This is a genomic window from Gammaproteobacteria bacterium (assembly GCA_027296625.1).
GTDB lineage: Bacteria > Pseudomonadota > Gammaproteobacteria > JAKEHO01 > JAKEHO01 > JAKEHO01.
In genome coordinates this window covers 1-16,946 of sequence record JAPUIX010000065.1, presented here as the reverse complement: position 1 = coordinate 16,946, position 16,946 = coordinate 1, and the positions used below count along the sequence as shown (strand labels likewise).

Annotated in this window: 17 protein-coding genes and 1 pseudogene; 7 read left to right on the top strand and 11 right to left on the bottom strand. The window is 51.8% G+C overall.

All coding sequences use genetic code 11. The annotated features are described in order from the left end of the window. Positions 1–14: 14 nt before the first annotated feature. Both O6944_03815 and O6944_03810 read right to left on the bottom strand, forming a co-directional pair. Positions 15–1,244, bottom strand: coding sequence for a carboxynorspermidine decarboxylase (locus O6944_03815; GenBank protein MCZ6718268.1), 1,230 nt, complete (start codon positions 1,242–1,244; stop codon positions 15–17). A gap of 78 nt (positions 1,245–1,322) precedes the next feature. Then, a complete protein-coding gene (locus O6944_03810) occupies positions 1,323–2,675 on the bottom strand; it encodes a PQQ-dependent sugar dehydrogenase (GenBank protein ID MCZ6718267.1) in 1,353 nt (450 codons plus the stop codon). Positions 2,676–2,896: 221 nt separating this feature from the next. Between O6944_03810 and O6944_03805 the strand changes: the two genes are divergently transcribed. The 3 genes from O6944_03805 to ald all read left to right on the top strand — a co-directional run bounded on the left by O6944_03805 (position 2,897) and on the right by ald (position 5,440). Then, a complete protein-coding gene (locus O6944_03805) occupies positions 2,897–3,322 on the top strand; it encodes a hypothetical protein (protein ID MCZ6718266.1) in 426 nt (141 codons plus the stop codon). Between the two features lie 276 nt (positions 3,323–3,598). Continuing rightward, positions 3,599–4,198 carry a peroxiredoxin gene (locus tag O6944_03800; GenBank protein MCZ6718265.1) on the top strand — a complete coding sequence of 200 codons (600 nt, stop codon included), beginning with the start codon at positions 3,599–3,601 and terminating at the stop codon, positions 4,196–4,198. Positions 4,199–4,327: 129 nt separating this feature from the next. Further along, positions 4,328–5,440, top strand: a complete 1,113-nt coding sequence (gene ald / locus O6944_03795) for an alanine dehydrogenase (protein MCZ6718264.1) — start codon at positions 4,328–4,330, stop codon at positions 5,438–5,440. Between the two features lie 71 nt (positions 5,441–5,511). On the opposite strand, the gene O6944_03790 is transcribed toward ald, so the two are convergent. From O6944_03790 to O6944_03780, 3 genes are all read right to left on the bottom strand, one after another. After that, positions 5,512–6,342 carry a tetratricopeptide repeat protein gene (locus tag O6944_03790; GenBank protein MCZ6718263.1) on the bottom strand — a complete coding sequence of 277 codons (831 nt, stop codon included), beginning with the start codon at positions 6,340–6,342 and terminating at the stop codon, positions 5,512–5,514. 43 nt (positions 6,343–6,385) lie between these two features. Beyond that, entirely contained in the window at positions 6,386–6,838 is a 453-nt protein-coding gene (gene msrA, locus O6944_03785) for a peptide-methionine (S)-S-oxide reductase MsrA (GenBank protein ID MCZ6718262.1), read from the bottom strand. A 416-nt stretch (positions 6,839–7,254) separates the two neighbouring features. Beyond that, positions 7,255–7,719, bottom strand: coding sequence for a PH domain-containing protein (locus tag O6944_03780; GenBank protein MCZ6718261.1), 465 nt, complete (start codon positions 7,717–7,719; stop codon positions 7,255–7,257). Positions 7,720–7,989: 270 nt separating this feature from the next. Between O6944_03780 and O6944_03775 the strand changes: the two genes are divergently transcribed. Continuing rightward, the gene (locus O6944_03775; GenBank protein ID MCZ6718260.1) at positions 7,990–8,502 is read left to right on the top strand and encodes a DM13 domain-containing protein; all 513 of its coding nucleotides are present in this window, start codon (positions 7,990–7,992) and stop codon (positions 8,500–8,502) included. 85 nt (positions 8,503–8,587) lie between these two features. Here the strand turns inward: O6944_03775 and O6944_03770 are convergent, their stop codons facing one another. The 3 genes from O6944_03770 to O6944_03760 form a co-directional block, all read right to left on the bottom strand. Further along, positions 8,588–8,782: a hypothetical protein gene (locus tag O6944_03770; GenBank protein ID MCZ6718259.1), complete on the bottom strand. Its 195-nt coding sequence runs from the start codon at positions 8,780–8,782 to the stop codon at positions 8,588–8,590. 98 nt (positions 8,783–8,880) lie between these two features. Beyond that, positions 8,881–9,435, bottom strand: a complete 555-nt coding sequence (locus O6944_03765; GenBank protein MCZ6718258.1) for a hypothetical protein — start codon at positions 9,433–9,435, stop codon at positions 8,881–8,883. An 83-nt stretch (positions 9,436–9,518) separates the two neighbouring features. Further along, entirely contained in the window at positions 9,519–9,998 is a 480-nt protein-coding gene (locus O6944_03760; protein MCZ6718257.1) for a PD-(D/E)XK nuclease family protein, read from the bottom strand. Between the two features lie 485 nt (positions 9,999–10,483). On the opposite strand from O6944_03760, the pseudogene O6944_03755 reads away from it, so the two are divergent. Continuing rightward, positions 10,484–12,262 (top strand): annotated as a pseudogene (locus tag O6944_03755) (SLC13 family permease). A 709-nt stretch (positions 12,263–12,971) separates the two neighbouring features. Continuing rightward, positions 12,972–13,337: a hypothetical protein gene (locus O6944_03750; GenBank protein ID MCZ6718256.1), complete on the top strand. Its 366-nt coding sequence runs from the start codon at positions 12,972–12,974 to the stop codon at positions 13,335–13,337. Between the two features lie 76 nt (positions 13,338–13,413). Here the strand turns inward: O6944_03750 and O6944_03745 are convergent, their stop codons facing one another. The 3 genes from O6944_03745 to O6944_03735 all read right to left on the bottom strand — a co-directional run bounded on the left by O6944_03745 (position 13,414) and on the right by O6944_03735 (position 16,139). Then, positions 13,414–13,599 (bottom strand): hypothetical protein, encoded by a 186-nt coding sequence (locus O6944_03745; protein MCZ6718255.1) that lies wholly within the window; start codon positions 13,597–13,599, stop codon positions 13,414–13,416. Positions 13,600–13,657: 58 nt separating this feature from the next. Then, positions 13,658–14,581, bottom strand: coding sequence for a HAMP domain-containing protein (locus O6944_03740; protein MCZ6718254.1), 924 nt, complete (start codon positions 14,579–14,581; stop codon positions 13,658–13,660). A 292-nt stretch (positions 14,582–14,873) separates the two neighbouring features. Beyond that, on the bottom strand, positions 14,874–16,139 hold the full coding sequence (locus O6944_03735; protein MCZ6718253.1) for a hypothetical protein: 1,266 nt from the start codon (positions 16,137–16,139) through the stop codon (positions 14,874–14,876). 427 nt (positions 16,140–16,566) lie between these two features. Between O6944_03735 and O6944_03730 the strand changes: the two genes are divergently transcribed. Continuing rightward, positions 16,567–16,946: hypothetical protein (locus tag O6944_03730; GenBank protein ID MCZ6718252.1), on the top strand; the 380-nt coding region annotated here is incomplete at its 3' end.

The window sequence follows — 16,946 nt, the reverse complement described above, 5'->3', positions numbered from 1 at the left end:
GGGCATTCCTGCGCTCAGTCGCATTCGAGTCGTGCTGGTCCGTCCCCGCATGATTCATCCCACTCATTGGCATCGGCAAAACTTGCATCCCCTGCCCATCTCGATCTGTAGTCGTCAAAAGTAAACTTTCTCTTTAGGACAAATCTCCCCTCCGAGGTATAGGCATATACGGTCGGAAGATTGACGCCATTGAACATATGGGCTTTAACAAGCGAGTATGCGCCAACATCCTTAAACGCAATTCGTGACCCTATCTCTAGTCCGTGATCAAACGCATAGTCACCGAAGACATCACCACTCAAACAAGTCGATCCGGCAAGGATGTACTTAAAACCGCCGTCCCGAGGACTTGGCAGTATTTGAGGCTTGTATTGGTACTCAAAAACTTCAGGCAGATGATTCACGGTAGTATCGAGTATGGCAATTGTCTTCCCGTCACTGTCAAAGAGATCGACTACAGACGCCACTAGATAACCCGCATTGCGGACAATGGCCTTTCCAGGCTCAAAGAAGATATCGATTGGATATTTGCGTCTAATTAGATCGACAGCCTGGACCAATCCTTCTAAATCCTCATAACCATCAAATAAGTAACCACCCCCCAAGTTCAACCATCGTACGTTAGCAAGCATACACCCTAGTTGATCATCTAGACGTTGAACCGTTCTAAGGAGTGGGTCAAAGCTAGCAGCTTCGCAGTTATTGTGGACATGAAGCCCAGTGATTCCTTCGACTATGCTGGGCCGGCAATCCACTCCGGCAGCCAGTTCGTTGATGGGTATCCCAAGCTTCGAATAAGGGCGGCATGGGTCATATCGTTTGTCCGAGACAAAGGAAAGCTTTGGATTGATCCGCAACCCGCAAAACGTCCTATCGATGGCATGCTGTCTATACCGTAACCACTGGGGAATTGAGTTGAAACTTATATAGTCACATTGGTCAACGAGTGCGTGTAGATCTGCTTGCTGTAGCCCGGGGTTTGTTACGTGAACAGTACCTTGAGAACCAAGGATCTCTCTACAGAGGGTGGCCTCGTACAAAGAGCTCGCTGCGAAACCGTCAACGAAAGGCGAGATAAGTCGTAAGGCGTCTACGACCGAAAATGCTTTGACAGAGTATAAAATCTTGCACCCGCAATCGTCCCGAACCCGTGACAAATGCGTGAGCGCACCAATAATGTATTGCTCATCATAGACGAACGCCGGAGTTTGAAAGTCAGCGTTGAATAAGTGCACGTTTTCCATAAGGCCTTTCAAATTACCATTGCATCGCAACCAGACTCGAATCGGAAGTACCCATGCCAGCAAATTCCGCCTACTGTGCTATTCGCTTCTGTACAGTACCCGCCAGATACGTCCCTGCACGGAGTCCGAGATATACAAGGATCCGTCCGGACCCTGAGCAAGCCCCGTGGGGCGATACTCAGCGTCCTCTGGGTGTGCAACGGGTCCGGCCCCCGCGAATCCATCCGCGAACATCTCCCAATGGTCCTCGGGGAGCCCCCCGTCGAACGGCACAAACACCACCTGATACCCCGCCTGCTCAAGCGGTGCGCGATTATAGGATCCATGAAAGGCGATGAAGGCACCACCCCGGTAGCGTTCTGGGAATTGATCACTGGTGTAGAACATCAGATCGTTGGGCCCATAGTGCCCTGGAAATCCTATAAGCGGGTCCGGGTATTGGGCACAGCGCCCGACCGTACGCCCATCGCCGCCGTACTCAGGCGCAAGGACCAGCCGAGCCTGTATATGATCATAGTAACAATAAGGCCAACCAAAGATGGAGCCCTTCTCCACCAGAAGAAACTCCTCCGATGGTAGCTCCGCGCCTTGTTGGACCGTAAACAGGTCCGGCCACAGCTGATTTAACCCATCACGCCCATGTTGCACGACGTAGAGGCTGTCGCTCAGAGGGTTCCACGCAATGGCAACCGCATATCGGATCCCTGATGCATAAAGATATCCATCACCGTCCAGCGGTTGGCTCAGCTCGTTTCTGTCAAAACGCCAGATGGAGCCGTGCTGTGCGAGCAAAGGACAAGGATCCAGCCCCGGTGATCCGGGCTCACGATCCGCCTCCTGACAAGCATTTGACGGTGCCCCAACACTCACGTACATCGACCCGGCATTGTCAAAGGCAAATGGTTTCGCTGCATGAACAGACTGTTCTGGAAAGCCGCCGGCAATCAGATCCGGTGTCGCCCAAGGGACTAGCGCACCCGGCTCCAATCGATACCGGAGCACGGCGGTATCTGATCCAAAATAGAGATAACCATCAACAACAATGATCCCAATGCCGGGGATATCACCGAAACGTTCAATGATGTCAGCCTTTCCATTTCCCGTTGTATCACGAAGCGCCATGATCCCACCCAGCTTCAGCCGGCGGTGCCGAAGGGCTAGATAAATATCTCCGTTAGAATTCACAGTCAGATGACGCACAAATCCAAGGTTGTCTGCTACAACCAGCGCACAAAATCCATCCGGCAGTTCGAGTCCCCCGTTGTCGACATCGCACGCAAGTCGTTCCGCGACAGCCCCAGCCCCAGCCCCAGCATCGCCACGCTCCCCCGAAGGCTCAGTGTCACACGCACTCAACGCAAGCAGAAGAACAGCTATAAACGCAGTATGGACGATTGCTTTATTAGCATTTATAGGTAAATGACTGCCCATATCCGCCCTCACCGAGCCACCTGACAATTGGCCGGCGTTTCCGATTGACAACCCATTGACGTAATTGGCCTGTCGCTGTTTCAATCTACTTCCAGCCCCCACAGCTTCGCATACCGATAGTCTACGAATACATTGCCTTCATGCCTAGGCGGTTGCTTGATGCGACGAAATGACCTACTTTGCCCATGGAGTTGCGGTCCCTATCACGGAAAGGGGAGACCATGAATAAACTGACCAGCCTATTTTGTGTGTTTACCCTGTGCCTTGCTGTTGACGTCCATGCCCTTGAACCTATTCACGAACCGGCAGTGCTTATCTACTGGAGCATCCCGTTCGGCGGGAAGGCGAAGGGGTGGCCCGGGCTCAGCTACAGCCTGCGTTTTCACTATACGGCACCGGGGCTTGAGCATCGTGCGGTTGAGCAAACCAATTCAATGGCAACACCTGCCGTAGTGGACGTTTCCTTAAATCGCACCGCAATGCAGGGTGTGCAAGTTCACGGCATCACCGTCGGAGAGCAGCGGATTTTCTATGCTGTTGACGAGGAGGAAGAGGTGGAACCAACGAGTTCAATCGACTGGCCCGTCGCGCTCGGGATTGGGGTATCCATCGGCTTTTTGGCCTTTATTCTGAGCCAGATCTTGTAAAACCAAACAGGCAGCCCCCACGGGCATCGTCCAGATGACCCGGCAGAAAGGCCTAACGTACTTCGGCCCTCAAACTCTCCAAGATGAATCACAAGGTCCCCCGCACCGCACGTCGCAAAGGAGTCCGTGCTTGCGCCGGCCCCTATTGCCATCACCCAGGCAACGGTATCATAGATTATAACTATTATATACATAAACAATATTTAATTTAACAATCCCCCGCCAGTGTCTAAAATGACCCCTTTTTGTTGCTTGGAAAACTCAACGGAGGAACACGTGAGCACATTGATAGCCCAGCAGGCACCGGATTTCGTCGCCCCAGCGATCATGCCTGACGGAACCATCAAAGAGGAATTTCGGCTTTCGGATCTCAGAGGCCGGTATATCGTCCTTTTTTTCTGGCCACTTGATTTTACGTTTGTCTGCCCTTCCGAGATCATTGCCCACGACAACCGGATTGAACGGTTTCGGAACCTCGCCGTGGAGGTCGTCGGAGTATCCATCGACTCCCAGTACACCCACATGGCCTGGCGGAACACGCCCGTAGAGGAAGGCGGGATTGGCCCGGTCCGATTTCCCATCGTTGCAGACATTAAGCGTGAGATCATCCGAAGCTATGGGGTCGAACATCCCGACGGGGTTGCTTTGCGCGCCTCATTTCTGATCGACAGGGACGGCATCGTACACCACCAAGTGATTAACAACCTGCCGCTTGGCCGCAATGTCGAAGAGACGTTGCGAACCGTGGAGGCCTTGCAGTTCAGCGAGCAATATGGCGAAGTGTGCCCGGCAGGATGGAAACGTGGAAGTAAGGGAATGCAAGCAACACAGGAAGGGGTGGCGAGCTACCTGAAAGAGCATGCCGAGGCCCTTTGACAACGAACGAGGATGAGTGCGCCGATGGAAGATCGAGTTACAGTGAAACATCGCCAACTACAACCAGGCTCTGGGCATCATACGGTAGACGCGATCGGGCACCACTGGATAGCGTAAAGCATGGCAACGATGAATATCGGAGTCCCTAAAGAGATAAAGGACAGAGAAAACCGGGTGGCATTAACGCCGTCCGGTGTCCAAACGTTAGTCGAGGCCGGTCACGCGGTTCGCATTCAGGAAGCAGCCGGGCTTGGCTCGGGATTCTCGGACGACGAGTTCGAGAAGGCCGGCGCACAAATGGTCTCTGCAGAAGCAGCCTGGGGTACGGACATGGTCGTAAAAATTAAAGAACCATTGGAATCTGAGTATCAGTTTTTCAATAGCCAGATCATTTTTACCTATTTCCATCTTGCCGGCATTACCAAAACCTTAACCGAGGCATTACTCGATACAAAAACAGCCGCGGTAGCCTACGAGACCATTGAGGATGATAGGGGGAGGCTTCCTTTGCTTGCACCCATGAGCGCAGTAGCGGGCAATATGGCCGTGACGATGGGGAGCTATTACCTTGCCAAATTCAACAAAGGCAAGGGTATGCAGCTGGGTACAGTGCTCGGCACCCGACACGGAAAGGTTGTGGTCATTGGCGATGGAGTGGTTGGTCGACATTCGGCAAAGACAGCAGACGGCATGGGCGCCAATGTTTTCATCGTCGGTCGGCACAAAGAACGAGTGCCAAAACTGAAAGAGGAGATTTCAGACAACATCACGTTTGTTGAGTCAACACCTCAGAATATCGCCCGAGAACTTGAAGATGCCGATTTGGTCGTTGGCGCTGTTCTTCTCCATGGTGCAAGGGCACCTCACTTAGTTACGGAGGCGATGGTAAAGCGCATGCAACCTGGGTCTGTGATTGTGGACGTCAGCATCGATCAGGGTGGCTGCATCGAGACGGCAAGACCAACTTCCCATTCAGACCCCGTCTACGAGCAACACGGCGTCATCCACTACTGCGTAACGAACATGCCGGGAGCTTATCCCCGTACATCAATTATCGCGCTCACCACCAGAACATTACCCTATGCCCTAAGGCTTGCAAATCATGGCGTTCAAGTCCTGCGCGACGATAGAGGGTTCGGGAAGGGTTTAAACACATACAGGGGTTACATTACCTATAAGCCTGTTGCAGAAGACCTTGATCTAATGGAACGCTACAAGGCGTTCACAGATTTGACGGATTAGCGGGGGTTGACGCAGCAGGTCCCTGGCCAAAACACTCCTTCTCTATTTTTCGCATGTATTAGCGCGACATATCAGTTTCGTTTCTTGCTGTATTTCTGAGAATACGTCTCCGACAACCGCGCCGCCTGTGCCACTTCAGCCGAAGTCATCTTGGTTTCAACTATGGCAAGGTTCGGTTTCGCCCGATCCTTCCCCCCCGCTTCGGCTAACCGAAACCAGGCGTACGCTTGTATATAATCCCGTTCCACTCCCTGGCCTTCGTAGTAGAGCGTCCCAAGACTGTTCTGAGAATCCGCAAAACCCTGCTCGGCAGCCTTCCGCCACCACTTGAGCGCCTTACCATAATCAGGCTCCACGCCAGGGCCCTTGTAATACATCAACGCGAGATTGTGTTGCGCTCGAACGGCGCCTTGCGCTGCGGCGGCGCGCCACCATTTCAATGCTTCCTCCATGTCCTTCGATACGCCGTGGCCGCGGTAGTACAGCAAGGCAAGATTTTGCTGGGATTCGACATAACCCTGCTCAGCTGCTTCCCGATACCACTTCGCTGCTTTCTGAAGATCTTTGGGGACTTCGAGCCCATTGTGATACATCAACGCGAGGTTATGCTGGGCCTTATCTAACCCCTGTTCCGCCGCCTGGCGATACCACCTGAACGCCTTGGCATAATCCTGGTTCAGACCTTTGCCTTCGCGATACATTTGGGCAAGGTAGAACTGCCCTTTGACGTCACCGTTTCTGGCCAATCGATAGAACGTGTGGTACGCCGCCTCGAAATCACCTTGTTTGAGCGCGGCAACAGCGGCGTCAAGCTCCGCCCGATCCGCCGTGCACGCAGTCAGACCGAAAACCAAGACAATAAGCGATCGATTCAAAATCTGTCGGACACTGACCCTATCCATACGGCGTGATAAGGTCTGAGGTATTAACGCCTCTACCACTTGACTAAGCCTGCTTTTCTAAATATTGCTGGTGATAGTCTTCAGCCAAATAGAACATCGATGCCGACACAATTTCGGTGACGATTTCTTTTTTAAATGTTCCAGACTTCTGAAGTCTGTCTTTCGAAGCAGTTGCAAGCGCTTGCTGTTCGGGTGTGTGGAAAAAAATGGCCGAGCGATACTGGGTGCCGACGTCAGGCCCTTGACGATTCACTGTCGTCGGGTCGTGATTGTCCCAAAATACCTGTAGAAGCTCTTCATAGGACACTCTGGATGGATCAAAATCCACTTCGACGGCCTCGGTATGCCCGGTCACGCCGGTGCACACGTCTTCGTAGCTAGGATTTTCATGTGACCCCCCCGTATAGCCAACCCGCGTGGCTACGACACCATGGACTTGGCGAAACACGGCTTCAACGCCCCAGAAACAACCTGCTGCAAACGTCGCGGTTCTCACTCCGCATCACCCTCCGTCACCGTCAACCTACTAAGTCATTTATATCACTTCATATGACCCATTAAGTATAGTCTGCCCATTGTTTTTAATCGGGGCTGCTCCCGCTTAAACGAAACAATCTGAACTTTAATTGCCTTCAAGTTTGAACTAACCCAGCTGGCCTGATCTGGGCAAAGTTTCCAAGCTCCGCGGCCTGGGCGATCGGCCTTTTGGTTGGCATCAATATGATCTTCGGCGGCTGGACCCTGGTAATGCTCTCAATAGCAGCAAGGTCTGCCGCAGGCCAAGCGAGCCCCCAGACGAGCTGAATACCCCACTCGCGACCTGATGACAGGCCACCTAAATGGTTTGTGTCAGTCGAGGCAGGCCGTCGGCTGGGCGGGCGAACTGAAGAAATGTTTGCCGTAAGATTCTGATTATTCTGAAGATACTGATTGCTTGCCAAGCGTCGATTGGATTGAACGTTTCACTTTCATCGGATCAAGCACACCGAAGAACACGACTTCGACGTCCGCCCCGCCAGCACTGCTAAATTCCACATTACCGATACCTAATAGTCGCTGAATAATGGACTGCCGGACGTTTACGTTACGCAAATCCATAATTCGAATAGAATTGACATTTCTTGCAATGATCCCTTTTCGACTCTCTATATTGAGATCATCGACTGTAAAACGCCACGAATAGTGCTGATAGACAATCATCAGGCAGAGAAAGACACAGGTCACTCCAAAGATAGCTGCGATGATCAGAAAGAGCGTCGATCTGCTTTCCGAGCCCCACGAACTGACTACGGCCATGATAGATAAGGCCAAGACAACGATAGCAAGCAATATAGTGGCCCACTGAAATCGCCAGGCGGGTCTTACCTTATAGGTCATACATTTATCCTCTGTATTGCGCTGAAGACAACCAAGCTAAACAGTGCTTTTATCGCTCCACCTTTTCATTCCGAGATGATTTCTGTTTAAAATAATGCCAAGAAGTACAATAACGAGGAAAGCAATCGGCATATATGCGAGCTTATCCATTATTCGTCCCCTTCCCCCAACATAACGCTAGTTGCTTCAGCGATAGGTCCAGTTAACTTTTTGAATATACTCAATGATCATTTTTTTGCGATAACTGAATAGGCAATCGAAACGCGGCCAATGAGAAATAGTATTATTATATTTGTCATCGGCGGCATCCTCGGTATCGCCGGCGGCTTCGGCTTAGGAATCTTCGTCTATCCTTATATTTTCCTGGCCGATGTCGTCGCCACGGAAGAAGTGATGGGGGCAGAGGACATGGAGATCGTCGCCACCGGCACCTTTATCCATGCGAATCCATCGGATCCAATTCACTACGGCATGGGTTCGGTGACAGTGTACAACGACGTCGTTCATCTAGAGAAGGATTTCAAGGTCGGCCCAGGGCCGAAATTCCACGTGTACCTTGTTACGACCGACAATGTGACCTCGTCGGCCGACGTCCAGAACAGCTCAATCGTCGACCTGGGTCGCCTACATGCATTCCAGGGAAGTCAGAACTATCCCGTTGCTCAGACCATTACCTTACCTGATTATGGTAGCGTGGTTATCTGGTGTGAACAATTCGGCGTCCTGATCTCACCGGCCGCACTGGCCTTCGGCGACAACGCGGGCGCGAATAACCCGAGTTGAAACTCCACCACAGCATAGCGAATTATCCGCACCCTGCTCCGCCGGCCTCAGAACGGATTCAATTCTAACGCCAAATACACTGACCTTAGCTAGCAAGCCACGCTTCAAATTCCCCAATCGCATCTTCGAACCGGGCACGGTATTCCGGCTTGGATGCGTGGCTTTTTTGATTATCGATAGCATCACGGTAGATCTTCAACGTTCGTTCGACCCAATCGCGTGCGTCTACCTCGCCATCTCGTTGTACCACGAACCGGATCCGATGCATTTCGCGGGGCATGCCCTACTCCCACAAGCGACACAACATCAAAGGACGCAAGCCTCACTCGGGCTGCATGAGCACCGTTGACTTACCCAGGTACATAGCGATTGATCCGCCTACCTTGCCTGTATTGGAAAGTTAAACGTTGCTTCGGCGCCCACGATCCTGCCCGACGTTATCTTGGTCACTGCCTTCCCTACAAGGTTCCTATTCCGCTTACCAAAACGAGGGTCCGATTGATTAGTCGGGACGGTCATTTTGAATTCTATTTGGTCACTCACGTTCTCAACCTTAAACCTCCCTAATCCCGCTTTCTCGTCTCTACGTTGTTCCTTCTTTATCGCTGCCCGCCACCTCTCGGCGTTAATCAAGATCCGCCGTGCAGTTCGCCATTCGCTAACGGTGCTTTTCTTACGATAATGATTAGCCACCGATACCTCTTTTTCTCCCGTTGGATATTTACGTTCATATGCACGCGAAAGCTGGATGATGACATCAGTCGCGTCCGGCAAATCGGTATCAAGGGAAACCACCAAAGTGTACCCCACAAGTACCACTTCCAGTTCAAATTGGTTACAGACGATTTTCTCATGCGTACTGAAAAAGACGTAGTAGACGGCAAGCCCCGACACAATAATCGCTGCCACAAGCACCAATAATTTCCACTGCACCCTTCCCCATGGATATTGTTGTGGATGAGGTCTCCTTACCAACCCAACTGACCTCCCCGAAATGACAGAGTTTCCAGGATGCTTCACGCCTTGGCTATCCCAATTAATTGATCGAGTAGCTCGCAGTTTTTACAGGCCGCACGACCTGGTGGACTTTCGCTCATCTCATAGATCTCACGTGCGGTCATCAGCAGCGGGCGAACAATCCCTAAATCCTGCTTAACTTCATGAACGTGTGCCGCAAAACCCATCGTGAAACCATCCTCTCGGTGATTAGCGTCGTCGGATGCAGCGGTTATATCGGTTATCGGCTCCGTATAGACGAGTGCCAGCCCGGAAACCGGTGCTAACCCTCTTTGTTCGCCGATCATGCCATAGGCGTTTAGCTGGGCCTCATACATCCGATACAGCCCGTCGTGCGTCCCTTTATACTTCGATGTCTTGTAGTCAACAATGATATGAGACTTATCGGGTTTAACAAACACGCCATCCGGCGAACCGGTTAGTAGGATGTTGTACTTCTCATCGATGATATTAAACCTAGTATAGTGTGGTGGTTCCATGTACCCGCTGAGCGGCCCCAAACCTTGTAACCAGACAGGGGCGCCTTTGTGTCTGTCGAACCAACTATGAACAAGTTGCTTGCTATATGAATCGATCGAGCTGAAAATTCTCGGAAAAATCTGAAAGGGCAGCTTATTCTGTAGCCGAATCTTAATCCAGAAGCAACGTGGACAGAAGCTGGATAGTGCGACCTCTCCCAGGTTCTTAGCTGAAATCCTGAGTTGTTCAATCATCACAATCTTGCCGTTGTTTTTGGATCATTCATCGTGACACATAGAAGAGTTGTGATCTATTTTTATTGGGGTATCTTTAGTCTTTCTAAAGGGGTTAGCTCTAATCAAACGCCTAAAGGTTAGCCTGAATCATATCAAATAACGGAACGCTCGCCCGATCGTATTTTCCACTTTCGTTGTGCAATACTATCGCGGCAATCCACAAATGTTTCCAACAGGCACGAACTTCCATCTGACTATGTGAAATTACCGTGACTACCGAGCAAGTTTTCATATTTACTGTGCTGGGCGGGGCGCTCATCCTTTTCGCTTGGGGAAAGTGGCGTTACGATGTAGTCGGGCTCGTCGCCCTCGTTATCGTGGTCATCGCCGGTCTCGTGCCGCCTTCCGAAGCATTCAGAGGATTCAGCAACGCCGCCGTCATCACGGTTGCAGCGGTCCTTGTCATCACCCAGGCACTGAAGAATTCGGGCGTGGTGGACCTGATGGCGAGCCGGCTGATTCCCTTGACAGACCACGCCATCTTGCACATTGCCGCATTAACCGGCGTCGTCACTGTGGCCTCCGCATTCATGAACAATGTGGGTGCGCTGGCCCTGATGCTGCCGGTGGCGCTGGCCACCGCCGAGAAACATGAGCGCTCGCCTGCAATCCTGCTGATGCCGTTAGCGTTCGGCAGCATATTAGGCGGTATGACAACAATGATCGGTACACCACCGAATGTGATCATCGCAAACTACCGTGCAGAGATTGCGGGCGAACCCTTCACCATGTTTGATTTCTCACCTGTGGGCGTGGCGATCGCCGTGTTTGGCTTGGCATTTGTGATCCTCCTAGGCTGGCGGCTCATTCCCAAAGAACGGCAAACGCAAAATGCCCCACAACAGCTTTTTGAGATTGATGAATACCTCACGGAGATGCAGATCCCGGAGGGTAGCCCCTTGATTGGATAACCTCTGTCATCCATTGAAGCTTTTGATACGGACGATCTCGAAGTGATCGGGCTCGCCCGCGGCAGCGGCCGTGCGATCGACACATCGCCACGCCACGTCCTCATGGGTGGGGACATCCTGATCGTCCGCGGCGACCCAGCCACTGTAAAGTCCCTAACAGGCAACCAGGGGCTGCAGCTCGTGACAAGCGCCACGCCATCATTCTACGAGCTCACATCCGGCGATCTGACCCTGATGGAAGGCGTCGTAATTCCCGGCTCACCGCTTGACGGACGCGACTTGCAATATCTACGCCGCCGGACCGGCAACACGGTGGCGGTCGTGGCATTAGCGCGCCAGGGCCGACCACTGCGCCGCCGCCTGCGCCGCCAGAAATTTAAAGCAGGCGACGTGCTGTTGCTGCAGGGGGCGGCGGAGACCATGACCGAAAATTTCTCCCATCTTGGACTCCTCCCCCTTGCAGAGCGTGGCCTAGCCCTGGAACAAACGCGGAAAGTCGGCCTCGCGCTGGCTGTGTTCGCAGGTGCCATTGCAATCGGTGTGGCCGGCTTCCTGCCTATCACGGTCGCCTTTCTGTGTGCAATCGTGGTTTACCTTTTAATCGGGATCCTGCCGGTCCGTGACCTTTACAAGGAAATTGATTGGCCAATCATTGTCCTTCTCGGGGCGATGATCCCCGTAGGCCGCGCGCTCGAGACGACCGGCGCAACGGCCTTGATTGCGAACAGCATCGTCGATCTAACGTCCGGACTGCCCATGCCCTATGTGCTGGCTCTGGTACTTATCGTCACCATGTTCCTGTCAGATATCATCAACAATGTTGCCACCGCCGTTATCATGGCGCCGATTTCGATTAGCATCGCAAGCAGCGTGGGTGCGAATCCGGATCCGTTCCTGATGGCCGTAGCGGTAGGCGCGTCCTGTGCATTCCTGACGCCCATCGGGCACCAGTCGAACACCCTCGTCATGGGGCCGGGAGGCTATCAGTTCACCGATTACTGGCGGGTGGGGCTGCCGCTTGAGGTCTTGATCGTCATCGTAGCCATACCGATGATCATGATCGTTTGGCCACCCTGATCAGCGCCATCATCGAAGTGTCTTTACCACAAAGCGCAAAATGCCCGAGTCACACAATAATCGAACTTAATTAGCACAAAAACCAACGTAGTGGTCGACGATCAGCACATAGATCAGTGCCCAATCAGGCTCGCCCGAGACTGTAGTCGGCCAGGCCCGCCGCGGATTGATCCAGAAATGACGAGTATGCGCGTCATCCGCTCGCGCTTGTCTGAATCGGATTGATCATGCAAAGTCTTCATGAACATCACCTAACTCCTCTATTCATATCACTGCGTTGTGAAACCGACGTAATCACTCTAGCTCAATGTTACGAACCGTGGCACCATAGGGAACATCTTCCGCCCTCGGCACCGGATGAATATCTACTAACTCTACAGAGACAAAGATTACGGCCAGTTGTTCGGAGGATTAAAAATTTGTAATGTTCACCTAGGAAGAGAGGCAGGTAGGCTCAATTAATTCCAGTGGGCTCACCCAAACAGAGGGCAACTCAGCACCTACTCTATATATATATAGGATCGCCCCGAAGCCGGTCTAATACGGTCAATGGGATACCGTCACCACACCGCCTTGGCTTCATCACGGCACGACGAAGTAGACATACCAGTATCGCTTTCGTCCATTCCAAGGTGAAGGCGCCGGCTGCAGGTATCGCCCTGCACCATAAACAGGGCGATAAGCGAAATTCCACCCGAGGAGGTATGCCATGAAGGCACTCAAAGTACAGACGCCAAAAACGCTCCTGATCCTAAACGCTGTCTGCGGTTTATTAGCCCTAAGCGTATTTCTGGCGTCCATCTACCTCAGCGTTCGCCATTACGATGACATCTTCAGAAATTCCTATTCAGACTATGTGATCGAGGTACAAGCAAAAGCTCAGCAGACGGATGATCTCCAGTGGCTCAGGCTCAATCTGGCCGAAAGCCTGAAGTCCGAGGCAAAACACAGCGAAACGATAGCTAGTGTCGTTCTGCTGCTCTTGGGGTTTGGTTTCCTATACCTGTTACTTTGCGCTGAGAACATCCTTTTCTTCTGGAAAAATAGAAAATCGGCATCACACGACGTGAGTTAGTGCTCATTGCAACGGTAAACCAACCACTAAAGCGGGTGAAACAGCCGCCAGTCGCCAAGGCATGTAACCCCGTATCTTAGCGGGCCAATGCGATCAGCAGTATCACGACAAGTACAACCAACCCAATCGGGATGATGAGAGCCTGCCAGTCCTTCTTCTCGGCCTCACGACTCTCTTTTAGGACATGCTTTATACCGGGGCGAAACCACAGCAAAACCAATAGAACCAGAACGCCAGTGAGGACCTTTTCCCACGTTTCCATCGGCTCCGTATTGTTTCCCCGAACTACGTGCGCTCAATAGCTTCCCAAGCGGCAGCAATCATTTACCTTTTTTCTGCGGGTCGCTACGAGGTAATCCCCATAGATCCCACGCGGCAGTGAAGGGTAATATCTCCTGCTGTTTCGAAGCTATCGATTTAGCCATAAAATTGAACGCGCGGCCCAGCTCACCAAGTTCATCGTAGGATTGGATATCCACAGGTTTTGAATAGTCGCCTTCGGTGATCCGGTTTGTTCCTTCAACCAACTTGCGGATCGGATTGATGACTCGCCTCTTTAACAGAAAAAAAGAAAATACGGAAACAAATACAACAGAACCGATCAACCCCGCCGCTATCTGATTGTAGAGCCTTCCGGTTTCCCGCAATGCCTGTACTTCGTTTTCTGTCCTTCCCTCCACCGATCGAAAGAATTCATTTATGGGCTCCATTATGCTTGCTTTGGCCAAATGATAATTTTCCCCGTGCATGATACCTTGCGCCATCACTGGATCCGGCTCCTTCTCAATTACGAAACGGCCCGAACCGTCATCAAATTTCCCTTTTACGGCATTCATGGCAATCGCCTCTATCCGTGTTAGTTTATCAGAACGGTTTTGGGCTTCCTCGAGCATGCGAAATTCGACATCAGTAAAGTTAGCATTTCGCATGCGCTGCTCTAAGGCAATTGTAGCTCCATCCTCGCTTGGCTTTTCGCCGGTTGGAACATAAAAATCCCAATAGATCCCATCGTAGAGTAAGGGGCGCGCTTTTTGGCCATTGCGGATTGCGAGAATGTCATAGAAGTACTGCTCAAATCGCGGATTACCTGTCACCACATAAGTCCGCGCCATGCGTGTTAAATCATCGGAGCTCTGACGCAGTTCATCGGCTAACTTATAGGACTCATAACGACGTATCTCACTTTTCGCAAGTTCGGTCTGATTCTGGACTATTAAGTACATGACAAAAACGAGACCGCCCAAAAGGCACAGAAACGTGGAAAAAACTACAAATAGTGTCGATTTTATAGACATCTCGACCGCCTCCTCCTGCACGTTGCAAATATGATTGCAACTATTGAAACAGTGTCGTTGAACTGCCTTTAGTTAACATTAATTGTATTGTCGAGGCTCATTAGCAAAACCCCGTTGAAGGCTGAAGGAAATGTAGACGATGCACCCTACCCGTATATGGCCGCCGCCGCAAAGGATGCCCTTGGCAGCCACTCCCCCCACCTTTCGGGCCCGCCGCTCTTTGCTGTTTATGATCGGTGCACTAGTGCACAGTCAGAAATTCTTCTTGTATTGTAAACCCTTTTCCCGTCAGTTCGCCTCTAGCAGTTTTGGTCAGTGTGCCTGTGATCATCAGTTCCTGTCCGGTATAACCTGCCATCCCGGCGCGCCGTGCGAGCCCATCAAATAGGCTCGCCGAACCCTCGTTCCAATAGACAATATCAACGGGAATGACGTAGAGTGCCTGTCCGTTTTCCGTAATCGCTACCGGTAGCTGCGGTCGGTAGCGCAGTTCACGGATGGTCCTGGCACGCTCATGGTAGAAAGCAAGCATACGTGCCATTTGCTCGTAGTACAGGGCGCCTTCCTCCGTCTTCGCACCGCGTGCTGCCTCGATTACAGCGCTACGATTCACCACACCATCCAGGGTCTCCAGATAAGCAACGATATACGTTTTACGTGTCGGAGAATAGACTGGATGCTGTAAGAACTTGCGGCGCAGGCCGGGTGAAACTTCCATCGCCGCGAGTTTCTGATCATTATACGTATCGAGCTCAACTGGCGTCAGGTGCTTGATCTTTGCCTTTACTTCGGCGTCAAGCATACCTTTTGCTACCATCACTTCATCACCACGTGGGACCATTATCGTCGATACCCCGGCAGTAAAATTGCCTGCTGTGCGCGCTGTTGCAATCACATCCAAAAACTTCTGAACGCTTGGGTTCGAGGAGTAGACATCAAGATCCAATTGATATGCGATGTTGCGTTTGTGAGCCGCATAGACAATATCCTCAGTGCTGGTCACACGATATGTCTGCTCTTCAATAACAATACCATCGGCACCTGCAAATGTGTCTCCGAGGTTCGTTGTGACCTGGTTCGCGAGATCCAACGCCGTACTCACCGGCGACGTGACAATATCAACAGCGGAATCCGCACTCACTCCGAGTTCACTACGCAATTTATCGGAAAGCTGGCGGTTCGCTGCATCAAATCGGCTCATGGCCTGCGAGACCACTGAGATCTCATGGACGCGGATCCTAAGCATTGCCAGCGACGTGATCTGATAATAACCAACGTCTGATTCCACATCAAACTGATATAAGTTACCGACTGTTGTTACGTCACCCTGAATCCGATGGTGCGCCGATTGAAGAAGGTCCCTGGACAAAAGTTCATTCGCTGGGAACACAGGCGGCGCTTCATAATTTACTGAACCCGCGTTACTCGCAGTCGCCAACGTCGCGGATAAGGCAACAACCGTAAATATAAACCTGATGGTCTCGGAAAGTTCGTGCAATCCGTTCACTCCCCGCATCACGCGCAGCGCGATGCGTATAAGCGCTCACAAACAATAGGAAAACATTGAGGAGAGCGCTACGTCAAGTGCCACTGGCAAATGTGGGGGAAATCCCCTCCCCTTAAGCCAAGTCCACGCCACCTTCAGCAGCAATATGTATTTCACTGACACGATGTAAGGATATGCGAAGCACCCAAAACTTTGGCGCTCGCGCTTCAAGGGCGTCCGCATTGAGGCTCATCACGCTTCATGAGTCAGCTAGAAGCTATCAACTTAAGATCGGATCGCAGCCATGTTTTCAAGACCGTTAGCCTGCTTGTAGATCGACAAGTCGCTGACGCGTCCTGTAAGCTGCTACGATCGCAAGCGTTCATAGAGCCATATCACGGTATTTCGCTCAAAAAATGACTATCTCCAGCTGAAAAAGATGCCGCCGATGAAGAAGCGCCTCCTGCAACTGTTGCTATTGATTGCAATTCTCATCCTCATCGTAGCAGCATGGTACCTCGGATCACCACTCATCATCGATAGAACAGTGGAGGAAGACTTACCTTTTACGATCCCGGACCCCCAACAGGGCGCGGAAATGTCTCTCGAGGAGCTGGATCAAATCGAAGAAGAAATGGACCAACTGCAAAAGGAAGTGCTGGCTGCCGCGGCCAATATGCCAGACAGGGAGATGAATGACCCGATGCCGACCACGCCGAGAGAATTACAGCCAGCAGTCCTTGCCCAAGGCCAGTTTCATGGCGCCGATGCGATTCACAAGGGTTCTGGTACGGCCATCATCTACAAGCTGGCCGATGAATCTCGCCT

Bases quoted from the DNA above. Each gene is read 5' to 3' on its own strand.
- O6944_03780 (MCZ6718261.1), bottom strand. From the start codon at position 7,719: ATGACCTATAAGGTAAGACCCGCCTGGCGATTTCAGTGGGCCACTATA.
- O6944_03775 (MCZ6718260.1), top strand. From the start codon at position 7,990: ATGAGAAATAGTATTATTATATTTGTCATCGGCGGCATCCTCGGTATC.
- O6944_03750 (MCZ6718256.1), top strand. From the start codon at position 12,972: ATGAAGGCACTCAAAGTACAGACGCCAAAAACGCTCCTGATCCTAAAC.
- O6944_03810 (MCZ6718267.1), bottom strand. From the start codon at position 2,675: ATGGGCAGTCATTTACCTATAAATGCTAATAAAGCAATCGTCCATACT.
- O6944_03805 (MCZ6718266.1), top strand. From the start codon at position 2,897: ATGAATAAACTGACCAGCCTATTTTGTGTGTTTACCCTGTGCCTTGCT.
- O6944_03815 (MCZ6718268.1), bottom strand. From the start codon at position 1,244: ATGGAAAACGTGCACTTATTCAACGCTGACTTTCAAACTCCGGCGTTC.
- O6944_03760 (MCZ6718257.1), bottom strand. From the start codon at position 9,998: ATGGAACCACCACACTATACTAGGTTTAATATCATCGATGAGAAGTAC.
- O6944_03790 (MCZ6718263.1), bottom strand. From the start codon at position 6,342: ATGGATAGGGTCAGTGTCCGACAGATTTTGAATCGATCGCTTATTGTC.
- O6944_03770 (MCZ6718259.1), bottom strand. From the start codon at position 8,782: ATGCCCCGCGAAATGCATCGGATCCGGTTCGTGGTACAACGAGATGGC.
- O6944_03745 (MCZ6718255.1), bottom strand. From the start codon at position 13,599: ATGGAAACGTGGGAAAAGGTCCTCACTGGCGTTCTGGTTCTATTGGTT.
- ald (MCZ6718264.1), top strand. From the start codon at position 4,328: ATGAATATCGGAGTCCCTAAAGAGATAAAGGACAGAGAAAACCGGGTG.